The organism is Streptomyces sp. NPDC025793, assembly GCF_055558375.1.
Map to the genome: position 1 here is coordinate 31503 of NZ_JBVHMR010000012.1, position 15821 is coordinate 47323.

The window sequence follows — 15821 nt, forward strand, 5'->3', positions numbered from 1 at the left end:
TGCCCACGGCGTGCTGTACCCTCGGGCACCCCATCCATGGTAGTCAAATTTGAGGAGTGCAGGAGAGCTGTGCAGACCATTCCCACGGCACCCCCCTCAGATCTCTCCGAACTGGCCCGCTGTTGCGTCGTGTTCCTGCCGTCCGACCCGGCGCGAGCGGGGAGTTTCGCCTTCTGGCCCCGGGACGGTGAGACTCCGCCTGCCGTCCCGGGCGGCTCCACGACGGAGCTGGACGTCGTACTGCCCGCCGAGAACGGCGGTGTCGAACAGGTCCGAACCCCCGCGGTCCTGCTCCCCGTGCAAGATGCCCTCCCGCTGCTCACACGCGCGCGTGCACTGCCGGAGGGGCACCGCTCGGCCGGCTTCTGGGAAGCTGCCCGCGGATTGGCCCTGCACTTCCTCGCGCGCGGACTGCTGCTGCCGGGTCTGTCCCCGGGCGATCATGACACCTGGCGGGTGGGCCCACTGTCCGCACGGGACGCGGAGCTGGTCCGCGAACTCGCGGCCGGCATGCCCCCGGAGGCCCACGCAGTGCCGCTCACCGCCACGGAGCCGGCCCGGCTGCCCGACCCGGAACGACTACTTCGGGCGTTCCTGGACGCGGTCGCCGACGTGCTCCCACGCTCTCCCGCGGCCTCCTGGGTGACCGGCGGTCCAGCGTACGCGACGCCCGAGCCGCAGCGCCTGCCCGAGCTGCGGTCCTGGGCGGACGACATCGCCGCCGCCCACGACGCCGGCATACGACTGTCGCTGCGTGTCGAGGTCTCCGAGCTCGACCGTGCCGCTGAGCAGAACAACGGCCGGGTCCGGTTCCATGCGGTGCTGCAAGTACACGGGCCGAGCGGGGCGCCGGACGTCATGGACGCCACCGGTCTGTGGAGCGGCACCGGCCAGGGACACGAGTCGTTCGGCACACGCGCGCGTGCGGACGCGCTGCTGGCGCTGCGCCGCGCGGTCCGCGCCTGGCCGCCGTTGACGCCCCTGCTCACCGCCGCCGTGCCCGACACCGTGGACCTCGCCGACGACGAGATCGTCGAACTGCTGGGCGAGGGCAGCCGCGCGCTGGCCGCGGCGGGCGTCGACGTGCACTGGCCGAAGGAACTGTCGCGCGACCTGACCCTGCACGCGACCGTCGGTCCGCCGGACGATGGCAGGTCCGCCCCAGGGGATGCCCCGGCTCCCTCGGCATTCCTCGCCGCAGACGCCTCCGTCGGCTTCTCCTGGGGTTTCACGCTGGGCGGGCGGGAGCTGTCCCGGGCGGAGCTGGACCGCCTCGCGGAGGCCAAACGGCCCCTGGTGCGGTTGCACGACGGATGGGTCCTGGTCGACCCGCGGCAGGCGAACGATGCCCGAACCCAACAGGACCGCTCGGTCGCTCCCGTGGAGGCTCTGGCCGCCGCGCTGACGGGGTCGACGGAGGTCGACGGCCGGCTGGTCGACGTGCGCTCGACGGGGTGGCTGGAACGGCTCCGGGAGCGGCTCACGGACCCCGAGCCGGTACGCGCCGTCGGCCCTCCGCCGGGCCTGTCCGCCACTCTGCGGGACTACCAGCTGCGCGGCCTCGACTGGCTGGCCCGTATGACCTCCCTCGGCCTGGGCTGCTGCCTCGCCGACGACATGGGCCTCGGCAAGACCGTCACACTGATCGCGCTGCATCTGTACCGGCAGACGGACGCCTCGTCCGCCGGCCCGACCCTCGTGGTCTGCCCGGCCTCCCTGCTCGGCAACTGGCAGCGTGAGATCGAGCGGTTCGCTCCCGGTGTGCCGGTACGCAGGTTCCACGGGCCCGGGCGTGATCTCGGCTCCGTCGTGTCCGGGGAGTTCGTGCTCACCACATACGGCACCCTGCGTCTCGACGCGGAGCGGCTCGCGAAGGTGCCCTGGGGTCTGGTCGTGGCCGACGAGGCTCAGCACGTGAAGAACCCCTACGCGGCGACCGCGCGGGCACTGCGCTCGATCGGCGCACGCGCGCGTGTGGCGCTCACCGGCACCCCTGTGGAGAACAACCTCACGGAACTGTGGGCGATCCTCGACTGGACGACACCCGGCCTGCTCGGCAGGCGCGGTGCCTTCCGCGCGCGGTATGCGCAGCCGGTGGAGGGGGGCCTCGATCCGGCCGCCGCGCGGCGGCTCTCGAAGCTCGTGCGGCCGTTCCTGCTGCGGCGGCGAAAGTCGGATCCCGGCATCGCTCCCGAGCTGCCGCCGAAGACCGAGAGCGATCGCCCCGTGGCCCTCACCCCCGAACAGGCGGGGCTGTACGAGGCGTTGGCCCGCGAGACACTGGAACGGATCGCGACCGCCGACACCATGGCCCGCCGGGGTCTGATCGTGCAGCTGCTGACCGGCCTGAAGCAGATCTGCAACCACCCGGCGCAGTTCCTCAAGGAGGACGAACCGCGGCTCACCGGGCGCTCCGGAAAGCTGGAGCTGCTGGACGAACTGCTCGGCACGATCCTCGCGGAGGGGTCGGGCGTGCTCGTCTTCACGCAGTACGTGCGCATGGCTCGGCTGCTCGAACGGCATCTGACGGATCGTGGTGTGACCTCGCTGCTGCTGCACGGCGGGACGCCGGTCACCGCGCGCGAGGCGATGGTCCGGCGCTTCCAGGAGGGTGAAGTGCCCGTCTTCCTGCTGTCCTTGAAGGCCGCGGGGACGGGACTCAACCTCACGCGGGCCGAGCATGTCGTGCACTACGACCGCTGGTGGAATCCCGCGGTCGAGGCGCAGGCCACCGACCGGGCGTACCGCATCGGGCAGACCCGTCCGGTACAAGTCCACCGGCTGGTCGCCGAGGGCACACTGGAGGACCGGATCGCGGAGCTGCTCGCCCGCAAGCGGGAGTTGTCGGACGCGGTGCTCACCACCGGTGAGGCCGCACTGACGGAGCTGACCGACACGGAACTGGCGGCGCTGGTGGAACTGCGCGGGGAGGCGCGATGAACCGTTACGACGAGAAGCACACACGCGTGGCCGGGCGCACGTTCGCCACGCAACCGCCCGCGCGCGGGCAGGCGTTCGCGCGGACCTGGTGGGGCCGCTCCTGGCTGCGAGCGCTGGAGGACGGGGCGTTGGACAACGCGGCGGTCGCGGCGGGGCGCCGCCTCGCGCGCGCGGGCGGCGTGGGCGCGATGACCGTACGGCCGGGCCGGGTCACCGCCGTCGTACGCGAGTCCGGCGGCGCGGCCCACCGGGCCGACGTGCTGCTGCCGGAGCTGTCCGAGGAGGAGTGGGCCCGGTTCCTGGACGTGGCCGTGGAGCAGGCCGGGCACATGGCGGCACTGCTCGACCGGGAGCTGCCGCCACATCTGATCGAGGATGCCGCGGTGAGCGGAATCGACCTGCTGCCGCGCCTCGGAGATCTGGAGCCGGAGTGCGACTGCGGAACGTGGGACCACTGCGGGCACACCGCCGCGCTGTGCCACCAGGTTGCGCGCCTGCTGGACGAAGATCCGTTTCTGCTCCTGCTGCTGCGCGGGCGGGAGCGGGAGGTCTTCCTCGCGGAGCTGCAAGGGCGCGGTAGCGCGTCCGCGCCCCTGACGGAAACCGACGCGCGCGTGGCCGAGGGTGTGGACGCGGCGGAGGCATGGGCGACCGGTGACATCCTGCCCCCGCTCCCCGAGCTGCCCGGGCTTCCCCCGGTACCCGGTACCCCACCTTGTCTCGGCACCGGGGCGGCCGCGGCGCCCGGGATCGATCCTGTGGCACTGGAGCACCTGGCGGACCGCACCGCTGTGGAGGCGTACCGGCTGCTGGCAGAGGCCCTTCGCGGCGACGTGCGGGACGGCACCGCCCTGACAGCGGCACAGGACGCCGTACGCCTCGCCTGCGCGGCGCCTGCGGGCTCGGTCACCGACCGGCTCGTCGAGGGGTCCGGCCGCGGCCGCGAGGGATTGCTGACCGCCGTCCGGGCCTGGCACACCGGGGGCGCGGCGGCCCTGGCCGTGCTGGACGAGGAATGGCCAGTGCGGGATGCGGCGCTCGCACGCGCGCGTGTGGCGCTGGAAGCGGCCTGGGAGGCGGACGAACAGCCGTCGTTCGACCGGAACGGCAACCGATGGACCGTGCCCCGCGAAGGAGTTCAGTTGCGTCTCGGCCCCGACGGCCGCTGGTGGCCGTATCGCGACGGCGGCGGCTGCTGGATCCCGGCGGGCGGGCCCGACCTCGATCCGGCTGCGGCTCTGGCCGTGGCTCGCCTCGACACGGGCACGGAGGCCACGCCGCGCGTGGAGCATGCCGAGGTGAAGTCCACGGAAAACAAGGAATTTTGAGGCACGGTCACCACGGCATCGCCACGATCCGGCGAGCTCCCGATTCCGGCATCGACCTCGTGGCCGGTCGGACCAGGTGGCGACGGGCGAGGGCTGGGGAGAGCAGCGTGTGATGCGGCTGCGCTCCCCAGCCCTTTCTCATGCCCCGGCAAGGGCACGCGCGCGTGCGAACGGTCAGCCGCGCGCTCCGAGCAGGTGGTCCATCGCCAGCTGGTCGAGGCGCTCGAAGGCCATCCCGCGGGTGGCCGCCGCCGCCACGTCGAAGTCCTCGAAGGCCGTACGGTCGGCGAGCAGTGCCTGAAGGCCGTCGGCCGCGGTCGGCTGGGCCAGCTGGTCCAGGCGCGAAGCGCGGAGCGCCTCCCGGACCTCCGGGTCGGCCCGGAAGGCCGCCGCACGCTCCTTCAGGATCAGGTAGTTGCGCATGCAGCCCGCAGCCGACGCCCACACACCGTCCAGGTCCTCGGTCCGCGGCGGCTTGAAGTCGAAGTGGCGCGGTCCCTCGTAACCGGCGCTCTCCAGCAGGTCGACCAGCCAGAACGCCGACCGCAGGTCGCCGGCGCCGAACCGCAGGTCCTGGTCGTACTTGATGCCGGACTGTCCGTTGAGGTCGATGTGGAACAGCTTGCCCGCCCACAGAGCCTGCGCGATGCCGTGCGGGAAGTTCAGGCCGGCCATCTGCTCGTGGCCGACCTCGGGGTTGACGCCGTACAGCTCGGGGCGCTCCAGGCGCTCGATGAAGGCCAAGGCGTGGCCGACGGTCGGCAGCAGGATGTCGCCGCGGGGCTCGTTCGGCTTGGGCTCGATGGCGAAGCGGAGGTCGTAGCCCTGCGCGGTGACGTACTCGCCCAGTAGGTCGAAGGCCTCCTTCATACGGTCCAGGGCGGCGCGCACGTCCTTGGCGGCGCCCGACTCGGCGCCCTCGCGCCCGCCCCAGGCGACGTAGGTCTTCGCGCCCAGTTCGACCGCGAGGTCGATGTTGCGGATGGTCTTGCGCAGTGCGTAGCGGCGCACGTCGCGGTCGTTGGCGGTGAACGCGCCGTCCTTGAACACGGGATGCGTGAAGAGGTTCGTGGTGGCCATCGGGACCGTCATACCGGTGGCGTCCAGAGCCTGGCGGAACCGCTTGACGTGCGACTCGCGCTCGGTGTCCGAGGCGCCGAAGGGGATCAGGTCGTCGTCGTGGAAGGTCACCCCGTGGGCGCCCAGCTCGGCCAGGTGCTGGACCGTCTCGACCGGGTCGAGGGCACGGCGGGTGGCGTCGCCGAACGGATCCCTTCCCTGCCAGCCGACGGTCCACAGGCCGAAGGTGAACCTGTCCTCGGGGGTGGGCTGGTAGCTCATGCCGCGGCTCCCTTGCTGCGTTCTTGCTGCGTGACGACTATTTCGTCATGGCGGTTTACAAATTAGTATGCGCACGCACCTCTGGGAAGAGACAAGATGCAGATACCGCAGAGCCGCGGAAGAGGAGAGCCCGATGTCAGCATCCGAAGGTCCGCTCGTCGTCGGCGTGGACACATCCACCCAGTCCACGAAGGCACTGGTCGTCGACGCGTCGACCGGGCAGGTGGTGGCGAGCGGCCAGGCACCGCACACCGTGTCTTCGGGCGCGGGTCGCGAGAGTGATCCGCGTCAGTGGTGGGGCGCGATGTGCGAGGCGTTGCGCCAGTGCGGTGACGCGGCGCACGAGGCGGCGGCGGTGTCGATCGGCGGCCAGCAGCACGGCCTGGTCACCCTGGACGAGCGCGGCGAGCCGGTGCGTCCCGCGCTGCTGTGGAACGACGTCCGCTCGGCGCCGCAGGCCCGCCGGCTGGTGGAGGAACTGGGCGGGCCCAAGGCCTGGGCGGAGCGCACCGGCAGTGTGCCCGGCGCGTCGTTCACGGTCACCAAATGGGCGTGGCTCGCCGAGCACGAGCCGCAGGCGGTGCGCGCCACGCGCGCGGTACGGCTTCCCCACGACTACCTCACCGAGCGCCTGACGGGACAGGGCACGACGGACCGCAGCGACGCCTCGGGCACCGGCTGGTGGGCGTCCGGGACGGAAGGCTACGACGAGGAGACCCTCGTGCACATCGGGCTCGACCCGGCGCTGCTGCCCCGCGTGGTGCGGCCGGGCGAGGTGGCCGGCACCGTGCGCGACAGCCATGACCTGCCGTTCTCCAAGGGCACGCTGGTCGCCCCGGGTACCGGCGACAACGCGGCGGCTGCGCTGGGCCTCGGTCTGCGGCCGGGCACCCCGGTGCTCAGCCTCGGCACGTCCGGCACGGTCTACGCCGTCTCCCGGCGCCGCCCCGCCGACCCGACCGGCACGGTGGCGGGCTTCGCGGACGCGCACGGGGACTGGCTGCCACTGGCGTGCACCCTGAACTGCACGCTCGCCGTGGACCGTGTCGCGGCCCTGCTGGGCCTGGACCGGGACGCCGTCGAGCCCGGCGGCGCCGCGACGCTACTGCCGTATCTGGACGGCGAGCGCACCCCGAGCCTGCCGCACGCCTCCGGGCTGCTGTACGGACTGCGCCACGACACGACCGCAGGGCAGCTGCTCCAGGCCGCGTACGACGGCGCCGTGCACGCGTTGCTCGGCGCCCTCGACCTGGTCCTGGACCCGGACGCGGACCGCAGCACCCCCCTGCTGCTGATCGGCGGCGGAGCTCGCGGGACGGCCTGGCAGCAGACGGTACTGCGGCTGTCGGGGCGGCCGGTCCAGGTGCCCGAGGCGCGGGAACTGGTCGCCCTCGGGGCCGCCGCACAGGCCGCCGGGCTGCTCACCGGCGAGGACCCGGCCGCGGTGGCACGCCGCTGGAACACGGCCGCGGGTCCGGTACTGGAGGCGGTGGAGCAGGACGAGGCGACGCTGGAACGGATCACCGGGGTACTCTCCGACGCGGCCCCGCTGCTGGAGCGGGGGACGGACACCGGGCCGCAGGCGTGACGCCGGGCGGCGGACAGCGAGGATCGACGCAGGCATGACCGCACCGCTGCACGAGGCCCGCCCGCCTGGCTCCGGGCGCACCCTGCCGGACACCCAGCAGGGCATGCGCCGGCGCAATCTGGCCCGCGTGATGCACGCCGTCAGCGCCGAGGGGTCGTTGTCGCGGGCCGCGGTGGCCTCGCGCATCGGGCTGACGCGGGCGGCCGTGTCGACGCTGGTGGACGAGCTGATCCGCTGGAGGCTGCTGGAGGAGCTGGGGCCGGAGCGGCCCGGACGGGTCGGCCGGCCCGGGTCCGCGCTCGCGGTGAGCGGCCGCGGTCCGGCGGGGATCGGCGCCGAGATCGGCGTCGACCATCTCGCGGTGTGCGCGGTCGACCTGCGCGGCACGGTCCGCGCCCGGGCCGTGCGGCGCGGGGCGAACGGGGACCGGGCGCCCGAGGCAGTGGCCGCGGAGCTGGCGGAACTGGCGTACCGGGTCGTCACGGAGGCACAGCGCGAGGAACTCTGGCCGGCCGGGCTCGCCGTCGCCGTCCCCGGACTCGTGGCCCGGGACGGCCGTACGGTCGTCCGCGCCCCGAACCTCGACTGGCACGACACCGACATCGGCGCCCTGCTGCCCGGCGCATGGCCGCTGACCGTGGACAACGAGGCCAACTACGGTGCCCTCGCGGAACTGTGGCTCGGCGAGGACACCCCGCGCGACTTCCTGCATGTGTCCGCCGAGATCGGCATCGGTGCCGCGGTCGTCGTGGACGGCGGGCTGCTGCGCGGCACCCGGGGCTTCGCGGGCGAGCTGGGCCATATACCCGTACGACCGGACGGGCCGCCCTGCCCGTGCGGCGGCCGGGGGTGCCTGGAGCAGTACGCCGGCGAGGAGGCGGTGCTGCGCGCCGCCGGACTGGAGCCGGGCGAGGACCGGGTGGGCCTGCTCGCGGGACGCGCCGAAGGCGGCGACGAGCGCGTACGGGCCGCTCTGCGGGACGCGGGAGCGGCGCTCGGCATCGCGCTGACCGGAGCGGTGAACCTGCTCGACCCCGAGACGGTGGTCCTGGGCGGTGCCCTGGCCGGCCTCTCCCCCTGGCTGCTGCCGTCCCTGGAGGCGGAACTGACGGGCCGTACTGCGGGCCCGGCCTGCCCGGTGACCGTCTCGCGGCTGGGGCCGGAGGGCCCTTTGCTGGGTGCGGCGCACTCGGTCGTCCGCTCCGTGCTGGACGATCCGGCCGTGGTGGCCGAGCGGTCCTGACCGTATCGGCACCGCGTCAGTACCGTCGCGGCGATCTTCCGAGCCAGGATTCACCCGATCGGGTGACGGAGTTTTCCACAGGCAGCAGGCTGTCCACGGATCCGCTGCGAGCCCTTCTGCGCGCCCCCTCCGCGCCGTACCGTGATTCACGCGAGACGCTGCCGACGATTCGTCATGGATCTGGGTGCGTACGCGAGATGACGGCACTTCACACACGTCGGGTGGCAGCGGGCTGACACGCATCGGGGGACACGCATGCACGGGGAGAGGACCGAGGCGCTGCGGCGCGACGCCATCGGGTTGCGCGAGGTGCTGTTCCAGAGCGTCACGGCGATGGCGCCGGCCGCCGCGGTGGCCGCGTCGATTCCGTCCGGCGCCGCCTTCGCGGGTGGCAGTCTGCCACTGGCGGTGGTGATCGCGCTTGTGGCCTGCCTGTTCACGGCATCGTGCGTGGCCGAGCTGGCCCGGGAGTTACCGGCGGCGGGCTCGGTGGCCACCTATGCGGCGCGGGGGCTGCATCCGGCCGTCGGCTTCCTCGTCGGCTGGGGTTACGTCTTCGTGGAGGCGCTGGTCCCGCCCCTGCTGCTCCTGCAGCTGGGCTTCACGGCGGCCGGCACTCTGCACGAGGAATGGGCCTCGTGCCCGGCCGACCTGTGGTGGCCGTGGTCGCTGGCCGGAGCGGCCGTGATCGCCATCGCCGGATACCTCGGCGTCCGGGCCTCGGCCCGCTTCGGGACGGTCCTCGGTGTCTTCGAGATCCTCGTCTTCCTGGTGTTCGCGGTCCTGCTCATCGGCAAGGCGGGCAGCGCCAACACCCTGTCGGTGTTCGGGACTTCGCACACCGCCGACGGGTACGCCGGGTTCAGCGGTGTGTTCGCCGGATCCGTCTACACGGTGCTGGCCTTCGCCGGATTCGAGGCGGCGGCGCCGCTCGCCGAGGAGACGCGTGACCCCCGGCGGACGATGCACCGCGCGGTGCTCGGGGCGGCTCTGGGGATCGGCCTGTTCTACGTGATCACGACCTATGCGATGACGGTCTACTACGGCCCGGACCGCTTCACGAAGTTCGGCGCCTCGGGCGAAGCCTCCTGGGACGGTGTCGCCCGGGCCTCCTTCGGCCTCTTCTGGGTGCTGGTGTTCCTGGCGGTGATCAACTCCACGATCGCCAACGCCAACGCGTGCGCCAACGTCTCGACCCGCACGGCCTTCGCCCTGGCCCGTATCCGGGTCCTGCCCGGGCTGCTCGCCGCGCTCCATCCCCGGCACCGCTCCCCCGTGGCCGGCATCGCGGTGCAGACCGTCGTGGCGGTCGGGGCCGTGCTGGGGCTCGGCTTCGCATACGACCCGGTGACCGCGTTCCTGCTCCTCGCCACGGTGATCGTCACGGTCGTCGTCGGCGTCTACATCGTCGTGAACCTCGCCTGCGCCGGTTACTTCCTGCGGGCCGGCCGAGCCCTGCTCAAACCGGTGCGGCATCTGCTGTTCCCGGTGCTGGGCATCGTGGCGTTCGTCCCGGCCCTGCTGACGGCCGCCGGCCTCCCGGTGTTCGACTTCGTGACCGCGCTCAAGGCCCCGGTGTCCTACGCCGGCCCGGTCGTCGGCGTCTGGATGGCGGCGGGCGTGGTGGTGCTGCTCCTGCTGATACGGCGGCACCCCGAGCGGATAGCCGAGACCGCGCGGGTGCACCTCGACCAGTACGCCCCGGAAAGCCACCGGCAGGACGGCACCGTGTCCGGCTGACCACCACCGGCCCGCTCGGCAGCCGCGCGGACCGATGCCCTACGAAGGCCTCCGTTCCCCGACCGCCCCTGCCAGAAGGGACCCCTTCACGATGACCGACCCCCGGATCCTCACCGTGCGCCCGGAACCGGATCAGTACGCCTGGACGTTCGGCGGCGCGGCGCCCGTGGCGCGGATCGCGCCCGGCACCGTGCTCGACCTGTACACCGAGGACTGCTTCGCCGGCCGGGTCCGCTCCGAGAAGGACCTCGTCTCCGAGGTGTGCGAGTTCCCCTACCTCAATCCGCAGACCGGTCCCTTCCACATCGAGGGCGCCGAGCCCGGCGACACCGTGGCCGTGCACTTCGTGTCGATCGAACCGGCTCGCGACTGGGCCGCCTCGACGACGGTCCCGCTGTTCGGCGCCCTCACCTCCACGCACACCACGGCCACGCTTCAGCCCCCGCTGGAGGAGCGGGTCTGGATCTGGCACCTGGACCGCACGCGGCGCACCGCCCTGTTCCAGGCGCGCGACAGTGACATCCGGGTGGAACTGCCCATGGATCCGATGCACGGCACGGTGGGCGTCGCCCCCGCCCATCTCGAAGTGCGCTCGGCCCTCGTCCCGGACGCGCACGGCGGGAACATGGACACGCCCGAGATGCGGGCGGGCGTCACCTGCTACCTGGGGGTCAACGTCGAGGGCGCGCTGCTGAGTCTCGGCGACGGGCATGCGCGCCAGGGTGAGGGCGAGACCTGCGGGGTGGCCGTGGAGTGCGCGATGAACACGATGGTGATCGTGGACCTTCTCAAGGACGTCGCCACGCCGTGGCCCCGGCTGGAGTCGGACACTCACATCATCTCAACGGGCTCGGCCCGCCCGTTGGAGGACGCGTTCCGGATATCGCAGCTCGACCTGGTGCAGTGGCTGGCGCGCGACTACGGGTTCAGTGAGCCGGACGCGTATCAATTCGCAACCCAGACGGTCGAATCACCGTTGGCCAACGTATGCGACACGAACTACACGTGCGTGGCCAAGCTCCGTAAGGAGTGGCTGCCCGCGCGCGAGACGTACCGGGGTGTGCACGCGCGGCTGCGTGAGACCGCGCGGACACTGCACGGCTGACACCGGCGCCGGCCTTACGGGCGTCGGCCCCGTCGTCCCGATCCCGCCCCTCCCCGCCCCGTCCTCCCCCCACTCCCCACGACGCTCGAAAGGCACCCGCTCATGGACATGGACCCGCCCGGTTCGGTGCAACCGGAAGAACCAGCCGGATCGGCACCCTCTGCGCGCCCGGCCCCCTCGCCCCTCACGAGGCGGCGGCTTCTGAAGGGCGCCGCGCTGGCCGCCGTGCCCTACGCACTGCTCCCGGACCCGCGGGCCGGCGCACAGACCGAGGCCGTCGACTATCCGCCCGCCGAGTGGCAGCCGGCGAGCAGCTCCAACTACACGGCGTCCGACCGCCCCGGCAGCTACGTGATCGACCGTGTGATCATCCACGTCACGCAGGAGACGTACACCAACACACTGGGGATCTTCGCCAACCCGCAGAAGAAGGTGTCCGCGCACTACCTGGTCCGCTCGGCGGACGGGCACATCGCACAGTGCGTGCACGAGGCCGACATCGCCTGGCACGCGGGCAACTGGGACTACAACACCCGCAGCATCGGCATCGAGCACGAAGGATGGGTGGACCAGCCCTCCTATTTCACCGACTCTCTCTATCAGGAGTCGGCCAAGCTCACCGCGGCGGTCTGTGACAAGCACGGCATCCTCAAGGACCGGGACCACATCATCGGCCACTACGAGGTGCCGGGCACCGATCACACCGACCCGGGGCCCTACTGGGACTGGGTCCGCTACATCCGCCTCGTCAATTTCGCCTAGCGGCCCACCGGGCCGGGACGGAGCGCCCCGCGCCACAGCCCACCACAGAGAAGCGCCGCAGGGCAGACACGGTCAGCGACGAAGCCGAGCCGAACCGAGGTCGAACAGGTTGTCCGCACGAACACTGCGAGTGACGATGGTCCCAGCCGCATTTACGCGTTTTCACGGTCCGGGGAGGCCGAGTTGACCGATCCGTGGGTGGCCCTGGAGCCGGGGGCCGACCCCGCCGAGCGGGTCCGTGTGCTGCGCCGGGCGCACGAGACGTTCACCACCGCGGGTACGGTGCCGCGCCCGGTGCGGTCGGTGGTCGCCGAGTCGTGGCGGCGCAGCGCCCGGGCCGGGGTCGGGCCGGACGGCACCGCCAGCGTGGAGCTGACCGACGGCGACCTCGGCGCCTATCGTGCGGAACACCCGTTGGCCCGGGTGATGCCCCTGTTCCGGGAGCTGATGGGCACCTTCGCCGCGGACGGCGAGCATCTGCTGGCGGTGTGCGACGCGCACGGCAGGCTGCTGTGGGTGGAGGGGCACCGGGCGACCCGGCGCAGAGCGGACGGGATGAACTTCGTGCCGGGGGCGCGCTGGTCGGAGACGGCGGTCGGTACCAACGCGCCGGGGACCGCGGTCGCCGTGGACCGCCCGGTGCAGGTGTTCGCCGCGGAGCACTTCATACGCCGGGTGCAGCCGTGGACGTGTGCGGCCGCCCCGGTGCACGACCCGCGCACCGGCCGGGTGCTGGGCGCCGTGGACATCACCGGTGGTGACGGGCTCGCACATCCGCACAGCCTCGGGTTCGTGCAGGCGGTGGCACGCGCGGCGGAGGCTCAGCTCGCGCTGCTCACGCCACCGTTGAGAGCCCCGGGCATCCCGATGCTCAGCGCCCTGGGCCGGGACGAGGCCGAACTCGTCCTGGACGGTCACCGGACGCGGCTCAGCCGCCGGCACAGCGAGATAGTCGTGCTGCTGGCCCGGCATCCGGAGGGGCTGAGCGGTGACGAGCTGCTGTGCTCGCTCTACGCCGACGAGTCGGTGCCACCGGTGACGCTGCGGGCCGAACTGGCCCGACTGCGCAGGCTGTTGGGGCCAGCGCTGCTCGCCTCGCGGCCGTACCGGTTCACGGCGGCCGTCGAGTCGGACGTCACCGTGGTGGAGCGGCGGCTGGAGGCGGGGGCGGTCACGGCGGCGGCGGAGGCGTACTGCGGCCCGCTGCTGCCCGGTTCGCAGGCGCCCGCGATCGTACGGCTGCGGGGGCGGATGTCCGACGGGCTGCGCACGGCACTGATCGCGCACGGCGACCCGGACCTGTTGGCGGACTGGGCGCACGCGCCCTGGGGGGAGGACGACCTGGTGGTGTGGCGGGCGCTCGCAGCGGTGCGGCCCACGGCCCCGGTGCGGGCCCGGCTCGCCGCGCTGGAGGCCGAGCTGACGGCTCCGGCCGGTCCGGCACCGGGGCGGACCGGCGGCGCAACGTACTTGCAACGTCCGCCCGCCTAGCCTCGCGCCGACAGCTGCCCAACGGCGGGCAGCGCTGCACCGGGAGGCAGACCAGTATGACTCGTTACGCGGCGCCGGGCACCGAAGGCGCGATCGTCTCCTACCAGGCGCGCTACGACCACTTCATCGGCGGGGAGTACGTGCCGCCGGTACGCGGGCAGTACTTCGAGAATCCGTCGCCGGTCAACGGGCAGCCGTTCACCGAGATCGCGCGCGGTACCGCGGAGGACGTGGAGCGGGCACTGGACGCGGCGCACGAGGCCGCGCCCGCGTGGGGCCGTACGTCGGCGGCGGAGCGCAGCGACATCCTCCTGAAGATCGCCGACCGCATGGCGGCGCACCTGGAGCCGCTGGCCGTGGCGGAGAGTTGGGAGAACGGCAAGCCGGTCCGGGAGACGCTGGCGGCGGACATCCCGCTGGCGATCGATCACTTCCGGTACTTCGCGGGGGCGATCCGGGCGCAGGAGGGGTCGCTCGGCGAGATCGACGACGACACGGTGGCGTACCACTTCCACGAGCCGCTCGGGGTCGTCGCGCAGATCATCCCGTGGAACTTCCCGATCCTGATGGCGACCTGGAAGCTGGCGCCGGCGCTCGCCGCGGGCAACGCGGTCGTCCTCAAGCCGGCCGAGCAGACCCCCGCGTCCATCCACTACTGGGTCAGCCTGATCGCGGACCTGCTGCCGCCGGGCGTGCTGAACATCGTCAACGGCTTCGGCGTCGAAGCGGGAAAGCCGCTGGCGTCCAGCCCGCGGGTGGCGAAGGTGGCGTTCACCGGGGAGACCACGACGGGGCGGCTGATCATGCAGTACGCCTCCGAGAACATCAAGCCGGTCACGCTCGAACTCGGCGGCAAGTCGCCGAACATCTTCTTCGACGACGTGTGGGCGCAGGACGACGACTTCCGTGACAAGGCGCTCGAAGGCTTCACCATGTTCGCGCTCAACCAGGGTGAGGTGTGCACCTGCCCGTCCCGTGCGCTGATCCAGCGCGGCCACTACGCCGACTTCCTCCAGGCGGCGGTCGAACGGACGAAGCAGATCAAGCACGGTCACCCGCTCGACACCGACACGATGATCGGCGCGCAGGCCTCCAACGACCAGTTGGAGAAGATCCTCTCCTACCTCGACATCGGCCGCCAGGAAGGCGCGAAGGTACTGACGGGCGGTGAGCGCATCGAGTACGACGGCGAGCTGAAGGGCGGATACTACGTCCAACCGACCATCTTCGAGGGCGACAACCGCATGCGGATCTTCCAGGAGGAGATCTTCGGCCCGGTCGTCTCGGTGGCCTCGTTCGACGACTTCGACGACGCGATCAAGATCGCGAACGACACGTTGTACGGGCTGGGCGCGGGCGTGTGGACGCGGGACGCCAACACCGCGTACCGGGCGGGCCGCGCGATCCAGGCGGGCAGGGTGTGGACCAACTGCTACCACGCCTACCCGGCGCACGCCGCGTTCGGCGGATACAAGCAGTCGGGGATCGGCCGCGAGACGCACAAGATGATGCTGGAGCACTACCAGCAGACCAAGAACCTCCTCGTCTCCTACTCGCCGAAGAAGCTCGGCTTCTTCTAGTGCTCTGAAGGAGCGGCGCCATGCGTGAGCTGTCCGCCCCCGGGGCGTGGCTCAACACCCCGAAGGCCCACACCGATTCGCGCGGCGCCCTGTACGAGGTCTTCCGGGCGGAGGCAGCCGTCGGACACCCGCCGGCCGTGGCCCAGGCAATGTGTGCATGACGCGCCGTGGCGCGATCCGCGGGGTGCACTACGCCGACGTGCCGCCCGGCAAGACGAAGTACGTCTCCTGCCTACGGGGGCCGTTCTCGACGTGATCGTCGACCTGCGCATCAGCTCGCCGTCCTTCGGGCAGTGGGACGCGGTCGAGCTGAGCGAGGAGAACCACCGGTCCGTCTGCCTCGCCGAGGGGCTCGGGCACGCCCTGATGGGACTGACGGCGTCGTCGGCCGTGATGTACCTGTGTTCCGAGCCGTACGCGCCCGCGCGCGAGCACGGCGTCCACCCCCTGGATCCCGCCCTGTCCCTGCCCTGGCCCGCGGACATCCCCGTCCTGCTGTCGGACCGGGACGCGGCGGCTCCCACGCCGGCCGAGGCGGTGCGGCGCGGCGTTCTGCCGCGGTACGACACCTGCTGAAGACGGATTTCCTGAATCCTTTCCTCTTCCCTGCACGGTGGCGAATTACCGGGTGATAATCCTACCAGGACCCGGCCAATCTCCTCCCTTTGAGTGAATTGAACGGTCATGTGACCACGGTATTCTC

12 protein-coding genes are annotated in these 15821 nt (G+C 72.1%); 11 read left to right on the forward strand and 1 reads right to left on the reverse strand.

Features of this window, described 5'->3' with window-relative positions; translation table 11 throughout:
• Window positions 1–36: 36 nt before the first annotated feature.
• Both ACZ4MF_RS22865 and ACZ4MF_RS22870 read left to right on the forward strand, forming a co-directional pair.
• Window positions 37–2940 carry a DEAD/DEAH box helicase gene (locus ACZ4MF_RS22865; RefSeq protein WP_467493782.1) on the forward strand — a complete coding sequence of 968 codons (2904 nt, stop codon included), beginning with the start codon at window positions 37–39 and terminating at the stop codon, window positions 2938–2940.
• Entirely contained in the window at window positions 2937–4268 is a 1332-nt protein-coding gene (locus ACZ4MF_RS22870) for an SWIM zinc finger family protein (RefSeq protein ID WP_467493783.1), read from the forward strand. The genes ACZ4MF_RS22865 and ACZ4MF_RS22870 overlap by 4 nt, the downstream gene beginning before the upstream one ends.
• A gap of 174 nt (window positions 4269–4442) precedes the next feature.
• Here ACZ4MF_RS22870 and xylA read toward each other — a convergent pair whose 3' ends face one another.
• Window positions 4443–5609: a xylose isomerase gene (xylA, locus tag ACZ4MF_RS22875; RefSeq protein WP_467493784.1), complete on the reverse strand. Its 1167-nt coding sequence runs from the start codon at window positions 5607–5609 to the stop codon at window positions 4443–4445.
• A gap of 133 nt (window positions 5610–5742) precedes the next feature.
• On the opposite strand from xylA, the gene xylB reads away from it, so the two are divergent.
• From xylB to ACZ4MF_RS22920, 9 genes are all read left to right on the forward strand, one after another.
• Window positions 5743–7197, forward strand: coding sequence for a xylulokinase (gene xylB / locus ACZ4MF_RS22880; RefSeq protein ID WP_467493785.1), 1455 nt, complete (start codon window positions 5743–5745; stop codon window positions 7195–7197).
• A 34-nt stretch (window positions 7198–7231) separates the two neighbouring features.
• Complete coding sequence (locus ACZ4MF_RS22885) at window positions 7232–8440, forward strand: ROK family protein (RefSeq protein ID WP_467493786.1); 1209 nt, start codon at window positions 7232–7234, stop codon at window positions 8438–8440.
• Between the two features lie 255 nt (window positions 8441–8695).
• Entirely contained in the window at window positions 8696–10180 is a 1485-nt protein-coding gene (locus ACZ4MF_RS22890) for an APC family permease (protein WP_467493787.1), read from the forward strand.
• A 91-nt stretch (window positions 10181–10271) separates the two neighbouring features.
• Window positions 10272–11285 carry an acetamidase/formamidase family protein gene (locus tag ACZ4MF_RS22895; protein ID WP_467493788.1) on the forward strand — a complete coding sequence of 338 codons (1014 nt, stop codon included), beginning with the start codon at window positions 10272–10274 and terminating at the stop codon, window positions 11283–11285.
• A gap of 108 nt (window positions 11286–11393) precedes the next feature.
• Window positions 11394–12047, forward strand: a complete 654-nt coding sequence (locus ACZ4MF_RS22900) for an N-acetylmuramoyl-L-alanine amidase (protein WP_467493961.1) — start codon at window positions 11394–11396, stop codon at window positions 12045–12047.
• A 183-nt stretch (window positions 12048–12230) separates the two neighbouring features.
• Window positions 12231–13538 carry a winged helix-turn-helix domain-containing protein gene (locus ACZ4MF_RS22905; protein WP_467493789.1) on the forward strand — a complete coding sequence of 436 codons (1308 nt, stop codon included), beginning with the start codon at window positions 12231–12233 and terminating at the stop codon, window positions 13536–13538.
• A gap of 56 nt (window positions 13539–13594) precedes the next feature.
• Window positions 13595–15118 carry an aldehyde dehydrogenase gene (gene adh / locus ACZ4MF_RS22910; protein WP_402065167.1) on the forward strand — a complete coding sequence of 508 codons (1524 nt, stop codon included), beginning with the start codon at window positions 13595–13597 and terminating at the stop codon, window positions 15116–15118.
• A gap of 20 nt (window positions 15119–15138) precedes the next feature.
• Entirely contained in the window at window positions 15139–15279 is a 141-nt protein-coding gene (locus ACZ4MF_RS22915; protein WP_467493790.1) for a hypothetical protein, read from the forward strand.
• Window positions 15280–15370: 91 nt separating this feature from the next.
• The gene (locus tag ACZ4MF_RS22920) at window positions 15371–15694 is read left to right on the forward strand and encodes a dTDP-4-dehydrorhamnose 3,5-epimerase family protein (protein ID WP_467493791.1); all 324 of its coding nucleotides are present in this window, start codon (window positions 15371–15373) and stop codon (window positions 15692–15694) included.
• The last annotated feature ends 127 nt before the right edge of the window (window positions 15695–15821 follow it).

Coding starts and splice junctions, on each gene's coding strand:
- xylA (WP_467493784.1), bottom strand. CDS start 5,609: ATGAGCTACCAGCCCACCCCCGAGGACAGGTTCACCTTCGGCCTGTGG.
- ACZ4MF_RS22895 (WP_467493788.1), top strand. CDS start 10,272: ATGACCGACCCCCGGATCCTCACCGTGCGCCCGGAACCGGATCAGTAC.
- ACZ4MF_RS22900 (WP_467493961.1), top strand. CDS start 11,394: ATGGACCCGCCCGGTTCGGTGCAACCGGAAGAACCAGCCGGATCGGCA.
- adh (WP_402065167.1), top strand. CDS start 13,595: ATGACTCGTTACGCGGCGCCGGGCACCGAAGGCGCGATCGTCTCCTAC.
- ACZ4MF_RS22890 (WP_467493787.1), top strand. CDS start 8,696: ATGCACGGGGAGAGGACCGAGGCGCTGCGGCGCGACGCCATCGGGTTG.
- xylB (WP_467493785.1), top strand. CDS start 5,743: ATGTCAGCATCCGAAGGTCCGCTCGTCGTCGGCGTGGACACATCCACC.
- ACZ4MF_RS22885 (WP_467493786.1), top strand. CDS start 7,232: ATGACCGCACCGCTGCACGAGGCCCGCCCGCCTGGCTCCGGGCGCACC.
- ACZ4MF_RS22915 (WP_467493790.1), top strand. CDS start 15,139: ATGCGTGAGCTGTCCGCCCCCGGGGCGTGGCTCAACACCCCGAAGGCC.
- ACZ4MF_RS22870 (WP_467493783.1), top strand. CDS start 2,937: ATGAACCGTTACGACGAGAAGCACACACGCGTGGCCGGGCGCACGTTC.
- ACZ4MF_RS22865 (WP_467493782.1), top strand. CDS start 37: ATGGTAGTCAAATTTGAGGAGTGCAGGAGAGCTGTGCAGACCATTCCC.